We start from the raw sequence: 7567 nt of genomic DNA on the forward strand, positions 1-7567 counted from the left end.
TGCATCCCCGCTCATGGCTGTACCTGCGCCCTGGCTTCGTCACGCAGCACCCGACGCAGCAGCTTGCCGACGGTGGACTTGGGCAGGTCGTCGCGGATCTCGATGTAGCTCGGCACCTTGTAGCCGGTCAACTGTTCCCGGCAATGGGCGATGATGTCGGCTTCGGTCAGGTTCTGATCATGCAGGCTGACGAACAGCTTGATCGCCTCGCCCTTGCGCTCGTCCGGCACGCCCACGGCCACACACTCGCGAATGCCCCGGTGACGCATCACCGCATCTTCCACATCATTGGGATAGACGTTGAAGCCGGACACCAGGATCATGTCCTTCTTGCGATCGACCAGCTTGAGGAATCCATCCTCGTCGATCACGCCGATGTCACCGGTCTTCAGCCAGCCATCCTCGGTGAAGGTTTCCGCGGTGGCTTCGGGACGCTGCCAGTAGCCCTGCATGACCTGCGGGCCACGGATCAGCAGCTCACCCGGCTCGCCGGCAGGCAGCTCCTGGCCCTGGTCATCGACGATCTTCATTTCGGTGTCGATCACCGCCTGGCCGATAAAACCTTCCTTATAAGGAGTGTTGCCGGTGGACGCGACCACCACGGGTGAGGTCTCGGTCATGCCGAAGCCCTCCCGCACGACGCTGCCGGTACGCTCGAACCAGCGCTGGGCCACCGAGAGATTCAATGGCGCACCGCCGGAGTTGACCCACTTCAGGCGACTGAAGTCGATGCTGTCGAACTGCGGGTGGGCCATCAGCGAGACGAACAGCGAGTTGATGCCGGTGAACAGGGTGATGGAGTGCCGCTGCATGTCGGCGATCATGCCGTCCAGGTCCCGCGGGTTGGTGATCAGCACGCTGTTGAAGCCGGTGAATACCGAGGCCAGGCAGTTCGCGGTGAAGGCGAAGATATGGTACAGCGGCAGCGGCGATACCCGCACCTCGTTGCCGTACTCCACCTCGCCGGGCTTGATGATGCTCACCGCCTGCAGCACATTGCTCAGCAGGTTGCGGTGCGTCAGCATGGCACCCTTGGACACCCCGGTGGTGCCGCCAGTGTATTGCAGCACGGCCAGGTCATCCAGCCCACGCCCGGTTTCGATCTCCGGCAGTGTCCTGCCGATGGCCAGCGCTGCCATGAAACGGGTCTCGTCGGCGGCATCGCCCTGCTCCTGCGGCTGTCGCCAGTCGTCCAGGCTGGTGACGATCAGGCGCTCGATCTGCGTCTGCGGCTGGATGCTGCGTACCAGGGGTACCAGCTTGTCGAGCACCACCACCGCCCTGGCACCGGAGTCGGCGAACTGGTGGCGGGTTTCCGGCGCAGTGTATTGCGGGTTGGTGTTGACGATGACCAGACCGGCCTTGAGCGCGCCGAAGATGGCGACTACATATTGCAGCAGGTTGGGCAACTGGATGGCCAGCCGATCACCGGGCTGCAACCCCGCTTCATGCCGCAGATAGCGGGCAAAGCAGTCCGCGTGACTGCGTAACGCCGTGAAGCTGACCGAGTCCGCGCCACAGGAAAATGCCGGTTTGTCGGCATACTCACGACAGGCCTGTTCAAGCAGATCATACAGGCTGGTATGGCCGAGTTCAGCCAATTGGCCGGCAACAATGCAGGATTCGGGAGTGGACATCGGAACCTCTTTTTTGGACTATTATTTTGCAGTGCGGAATAGGATACCAAAAAGATGCTATTCTATCCGTCGCGGCTGTGCAATCATCCGAACAAATCAAAACAATATTGCCATGCGGAGCGCCTGTCTCTGGTAGCGTTCAGCGTCACGGACAACAATAGCCGACCGACATCGAACAATCGGAACGACAACCGCTCTCTACGGATGCATTTACCAAGGTACTCACGCTCTATGAATCACGATCAGGCAGAACAGACCCCACCCAAGGACCGCAAGTTCGTCGAGGCCCTGTCCCGCGGACTGGATGTGCTGCGCGCCTTCAGCCAGGGCGCGGTGGTGATGGGCAACCAGGACATCGCCCGGATAACCGGTCTGCCCAAGCCCACCGTCTCGCGCATGACCTACACCCTGACCAAGCTCGGCTATCTCTCCTATTCCCCGCAACTGGAGAAATACCAACTGGACTCGGGTGTGCTGGCCCTCGGCTACGCCTATGTATCGAACCTGCGGGTGCGCCAGCTGGCCAAGCCCTATCTCGATGAGTTCGCGCGCAACACCAATACCTCCGTGGGCCTGACCTGCCGCGACCGCCTGTCGATGATCTACGTGGAAAACTGCCGCCCCGCCGAAATCACCTCCCTGCGCATGGATGTCGGCGTGCGCTTGCCACTGGCCACCACCGCCGCCGGACGCGCCTATCTGGCCGCGATGAAGGAAGAGGAGCGCCGGCATGTGATGAGCTCGCTGGCCGCCCGCAATCCCGATACCTGGCCGGAGCTGGAAAAGCAGCTGGAACAGGCCTTCAGCGACTACGAAAAATACGGCTTCTGCCTGTCGTTGGGTGACTGGGACCGCAACGTCAATGCCGCCGGCGTGGCCCTGCATCTGCAGGACGGCACCCTGATGGCCCTGACCTGCGGTGCGCCGACCTATCTGGTATCCGAAGACAAGGTGAAGAACCAGCTGGCACACCAGTTGGCGATCCTCGCCCGGGATATCGAACGCCTCGGCGTCTGATCATCAATGCCTGTTATGACGCACCATTTTGCAACGGGCATCGACAATGCTTCCCAAGTTTTGTATTTTGCTATGCGAAACGTGATTCCATTATTTCGCACAATGAAACTGATCTGATTCACAGGAGATTCAGCATGTCGGACGTCGTCACCCTGGAACGGCAAGGCGCCGTTGCCGTTGTCAGAGTCAACAATCCGCCGGTCAACGCCTTGGGCGTGGCCGTGCGTGAAGGGCTGCAGAACAGCTTCAATGCAGCCGAGGCTGACCCTGAGGTCAAGGCCATCGTTCTGGTCTGTGAAGGCAACACCTTCATTGCCGGTGCCGACATCAAGGAATTCGGCAAGCCGCCGCAAGCGCCGGGCCTGCCTGACGTGGTCAACGGTATCGAGGCCGGCAGCAAGCCGAGCATCGCCGTGATCCACGGCACCGCCCTGGGTGGTGGCCTGGAAGTGGCCCTGAGCTGCCACTACCGTATCGCCCGCAAGGACGCCAAGGTCGGCCTACCGGAAGTCAAGCTCGGCCTGCTGCCGGGTGCCGGTGGCACCCAGCGTCTGCCCCGCGTGGTCGGTGTCGAGAAAGCCCTGGACATGATCGTCAGCGGCGCCCCTATCGCTGCTGCCGAAGCGCAACAACTGGGTGTGGTCGATGAGCTGTTCGACGGCGAGCTGCTGGCTGCCGGACTGGCCTTTGCCGAGAAGCTGATCGCCGAGGGCAAGGGCCCGCGTCGCACCGGTGAGCGCACCGACAAGCTGGAAGGCGTGGACAATGCCGCGCTGGTCGCGGCCAAGCGCGCCGAGATCGAGAAGAAGACCCCGGGTCTGTTCTCGCCGCAGCGCTGCGTGTCCGCCGTCGAAGCCTCCTTTACTCTGCCGCTGGCCGAAGGCCTGAAGCGCGAGCGCGAGCTGTTCGGCGAGTGTCTGGTCTCCCCGCAACGTGCCGCCCTGGTGCATGCGTTCTTCACCGAACGGCTGGCCTCCAAGGTCGATGGTCTGCCCAAGGACACCCCGGTGCGCGACATCAAATCCGCTGCGGTAATCGGTGGTGGCACCATGGGCGTCGGTATCGCCATGTGCTTTGCCAACGCCGGCATCCCGGTGCAGATTCTGGAAATCAGCGAAGCCGCCCGTGACCAGGCGCTGCAACGCGCCCGCGATACCTACGGCATGAGCGTCAAGCGCGGCAGCCTGACCGAAGCCGCCCTGGAAAAACGCATGGCCCTGGTCAGCGGGGTGACCGACTACGCCGATCTGGCCGATGCCGATGTGGTCGTCGAAGCGGTGTTCGAGGAGATGGGCGTCAAGCAGAAGGTCTTCGAAGCGCTGGATGCCAACTGCAAGCCCGGCGCCATCCTTGCCAGCAACACCTCATCACTGGACCTGAACCAGATCGCTGCCTTCACCCAGCGTCCGCAGGACGTGGTCGGCCTGCATTTCTTCAGCCCGGCCAACGTCATGCGTCTGCTGGAAGTGGTGCGCGGCGAGAAGACCAGCGACGACGTGCTGGCCACCGCCATGGCCATCGGCAAGAAACTGAAGAAGGTCGCCGTGCCAGTGGGCGTCTGCGACGGCTTCGTCGGCAACCGCATGGTGTTCCAGTACGGTCGCGAATCCGAGTTCCTGCTGGAAGAAGGCGCGACCCCGGAGCAGGTCGATGGCGTGCTGCGCAAGTTCGGCCTGGCCATGGGCCCGTTCGCCATGCGCGACCTGTCCGGCCTGGATATCGGCCTGGCGATCCGTACCCGCCAGCGTCAGACCCTGCCCGCCGAGTTCAAGCTGCCGACCATTCTCGACAAGATGGCCGAGGCTGGCATGCTCGGTCAGAAGACCGGCAAGGGCTTCTATGTCTATGAAAAGGGCTCGCGTACCCCGCTGCCGAACCCGGAACTGCCGGCCATCCTCGAAGCCGCTTCAAAAGAGCAGGGTGTCGAGCGGCATCAGCTGTCCGATGAATACATCATCGAACGCACCATCTATGCGCTGATCAACGAGGGGGCGAAGATCCTCGAAGAAGGCATTGCCCAGCGCGCCAGCGATATCGACGTGATCTACATCAACGGCTACGGCTTCCCGGCACATCAGGGCGGGCCCATGTTCTATGCTGATGCAGTCGGTCTGGATCGTGTCTATGCCCGCATCTGCGAATTCCACGAACAGCTCGGCGCCTGGTGGAAACCGGCTCCGCTGCTGGAGAAACTGGCCAAAGAAGGTCGCAAGTTCGCCGATCTCTGAGACTTTTCTGTCGGTGCCGTCCCTACCTCGGCACCGACAGCTGAATAACAACGAGGACCCAACATGGAAATCCATTACACAGCTGAACAACTCGCCTTCCGTGACGAAGTGCGTGAATTCCTCAAGCAGGAATTGCCGGCCGATATCTCAACCAAGGTCAAACTCGGCAAGCACCTGACCAAGGCTGATCACGAGCGCTGGCAGCAGATCCTGTCGAACAAGGGCTGGTACGCGCCGGGCTGGCCGGTCGAGCACGGCGGCACTACCTGGGGCCCTATCGAAAAACATATTTTCGACGAGGAAAGCTCCGCTGCCGGCGCACCGCGCACCATTCCCTTCGGCGTCAACATGGTCGCCCCGGTGATCATCAAGTTCGGCACGGAAGCACAGAAGCAGCAGTACCTGCCGCGCATCCTGTCCGGTGAGGACTGGTGGTGCCAGGGCTACTCCGAGCCGGGCGCCGGTTCCGACCTGGCCTCGCTGAAGACCCGTGCGGTACGCGATGGCGACCACTACATCGTCAACGGCCAGAAGACCTGGACCACCCTGGGCCAGCACGCCAACTGGATCTTCTGCCTGGTGCGCACCGATCCGGAAGCCCAGCAGCAGCGCGGCATCTCCTTCCTGCTGATCGACATGGCCACCCCCGGCATCACCGTGCGTCCGATCATCACCCTGGACGGCGATCATGAAGTCAACGAAGTGTTCTTCGACGACGTGCGCGTACCGGTGGAAAACCTGGTTGGTGAAGAGAACAAGGGCTGGACCTGCGCCAAGTACCTGCTGACTCACGAGCGTACCGGCCTGGCTGGTATTGGTTCCTCCAAGGCGGCACTGAGCCACCTGAAGAAAATCGCCGCCAAGCAGCAGAAGAATGGCAAGTCGCTGCTGGAAGACACCCTGTTCCGCGCGCAGATCGCTGAAGTGGAAATGTCGCTGATGGCTGCCGAGGTGAGCACCCTGCGCATCGTCGCCGCCGCCTCCGAAGGTGGTGTACCCGGTTCGGAAAGCTCGATCCTGAAGGTACAGGGTACCGAGATCCGTCAGGCCATCACCCACCTGACGCGCAAGGCACTGGGTCCGTATGCCCTGCCCTTCCTGCCGGAAGAGCTGGAGCTGGACTATGACGGCGAGTTCCTCGTCGACGACTATGCCGCTGCTCCGGCCTCGACCTATTTCAATATGCGCAAACTGTCGATCTTCGGCGGATCCAACGAGATCCAGAAGAATATCGTCTCGAAAATGATTCTCGAACTCTAAGGAGCGCCGACCATGGACTTCAAATTGACCGAAGAGCAGCAGATGCTCCAGGACACCGCGGCCCGCCTGGTACGCGACGTTTACACCTTTGAAAAGCACCTTGAGTTCAGCGCCAGCGACGCCGGCTTCAGCACCGAGTTCTGGCAACAGCTGGGTGAACTGGGCCTGACCGCCATCCCCTTCGCCGAAGAACTCGGCGGCTTCGGCGGCGGCGGCGTGGAAACCATGCTGATCATGGAGCAACTGGGCCGCGGCATCTGCCTGGAACCCTACATGGAGTCGGTCGTCCTGGCCGGCGGCCTGATCGGCCAGCTGGGCAATGACCAGCAGAAGGAAGAACTGCTGGGCGCCATCGCCAGCGGCGAGCTGCAGGCCAGTGTCGCTCTGGAAGAGCCAAGCAGCCACTACAACCTGCATGACGTGCAGACCACTGCCGCGCAGGAAGCTGGCAGCTGGGTACTGAGCGGCCGCAAGGGCGTGGTGATCGGCGGCCAGACCGCCGGCAAGATCCTGGTATCGGCGCGCACCGCCGGTGATGTACGCGACCAGCAGGGCATCAGCCTGTTCATCATCGACCCGACTGCCGAAGGCGTTACCCGCCGCGTGTACGCCACCATGGACGGTCGCAAGGGTTGCGAACTGTTCCTCGACAACGTCAAGGGTGAGCTGCTCGGCAGCGCCGGCGATGCCTACGACGCGATCCGCTACCAGAGCGGCCGCGCCATCGCCGCCCTGTGCGGCGAGGCGGTCGGTGCCATGCGCACCGCCTGCGACCTGACCCTGGACTACCTGAAGACCCGCAAGCAGTTCGGCGTGCCGATCGGCAAGTTCCAGGTTCTGCAACACCGCATGGTCGACATGATCAGCGAGCTGGAGCGCGGCACCTCGATGGCCATCCTGGCAGCCTGTGTGGCCGATGACCAGGACAGCGACGAGCGCACTGCCAAGCTCTCCGCCGCCAAGTTCATCGTCAACCGCGCGGCCCGCTATGTAGCCGAACAGTGCATCCAGCTGCATGGCGGTATCGCCATGACCTGGGAGTACAACGGTGCCCACTACGCCAAGCGCCTGGTCATGATCAGCCACCAGTTCGGTGATGACGATCATCACCTGGAAGCCTACTCCAACCAGCTGGTTGTTGCTTAAGCCACGGCATCCGGTCGGGAAAACAGGTCTTTGTCCTGTTTTCCCGACCAATTCATTGTAAATCGGGTGTCCGGGTACTATCGAACACGAAAAGTGCCCGGTATGCTAAGGCCCCTTTTAAATGTCACGCGCCCACTCGGGCGTCTCACAGACTTGCGGAGGACTAACGTCCATGAAAATCCTCGTCGCCGTAAAGCGCGTGGTTGACTACAACGTCAAGGTTCGCGTCAAGGCGGACAACAGCGGTGTCGACCTCGCCAACGTCAAGATGTCCATGAA

Annotated in this window: 5 protein-coding genes and 1 pseudogene; 5 read left to right on the plus strand and 1 reads right to left on the minus strand. The window is 61.9% G+C overall.

Annotated features, from left to right (window positions below):
* Window positions 1–11: 11 nt before the first annotated feature.
* Window positions 12–1637: an AMP-binding protein gene (locus CQ007_RS16165; protein ID WP_105646863.1), complete on the minus strand. Its 1626-nt coding sequence runs from the start codon at window positions 1635–1637 to the stop codon at window positions 12–14.
* Window positions 1638–1868: 231 nt separating this feature from the next.
* On the opposite strand from CQ007_RS16165, the gene CQ007_RS16170 reads away from it, so the two are divergent.
* The 5 genes and pseudogenes from CQ007_RS16170 to CQ007_RS16190 all read left to right on the plus strand — a co-directional run.
* Window positions 1869–2654, plus strand: coding sequence for an IclR family transcriptional regulator (locus CQ007_RS16170; RefSeq protein WP_105646864.1), 786 nt, complete (start codon window positions 1869–1871; stop codon window positions 2652–2654).
* Between the two features lie 134 nt (window positions 2655–2788).
* A complete protein-coding gene (locus CQ007_RS16175; protein WP_105646865.1) occupies window positions 2789–4882 on the plus strand; it encodes a 3-hydroxyacyl-CoA dehydrogenase NAD-binding domain-containing protein in 2094 nt (697 codons plus the stop codon).
* 63 nt (window positions 4883–4945) lie between these two features.
* Window positions 4946–6142, plus strand: a complete 1197-nt coding sequence (locus tag CQ007_RS16180; RefSeq protein WP_105646866.1) for an acyl-CoA dehydrogenase family protein — start codon at window positions 4946–4948, stop codon at window positions 6140–6142.
* A 12-nt stretch (window positions 6143–6154) separates the two neighbouring features.
* Window positions 6155–7288 (plus strand): acyl-CoA dehydrogenase family protein, encoded by a 1134-nt coding sequence (locus CQ007_RS16185; RefSeq protein WP_105646867.1) that lies wholly within the window; start codon window positions 6155–6157, stop codon window positions 7286–7288.
* Between the two features lie 172 nt (window positions 7289–7460).
* Window positions 7461–7567: pseudogene (locus CQ007_RS16190) on the plus strand (electron transfer flavoprotein subunit beta/FixA family protein); the annotation flags it as partial.

This window comes from Pseudomonas sp. MYb185, assembly GCF_002979975.1.
Classification (GTDB): Bacteria; Pseudomonadota; Gammaproteobacteria; order Pseudomonadales; family Pseudomonadaceae; genus Halopseudomonas.

What these genes read in the sequence shown, in the direction of transcription:
- CQ007_RS16165 (WP_105646863.1), bottom strand. Translation starts at nt 1,637, where the DNA reads ATGTCCACTCCCGAATCCTGCATTGTTGCCGGCCAATTGGCTGAACTC.
- CQ007_RS16170 (WP_105646864.1), top strand. Translation starts at nt 1,869, where the DNA reads ATGAATCACGATCAGGCAGAACAGACCCCACCCAAGGACCGCAAGTTC.
- CQ007_RS16175 (WP_105646865.1), top strand. Translation starts at nt 2,789, where the DNA reads ATGTCGGACGTCGTCACCCTGGAACGGCAAGGCGCCGTTGCCGTTGTC.
- CQ007_RS16180 (WP_105646866.1), top strand. Translation starts at nt 4,946, where the DNA reads ATGGAAATCCATTACACAGCTGAACAACTCGCCTTCCGTGACGAAGTG.
- CQ007_RS16185 (WP_105646867.1), top strand. Translation starts at nt 6,155, where the DNA reads ATGGACTTCAAATTGACCGAAGAGCAGCAGATGCTCCAGGACACCGCG.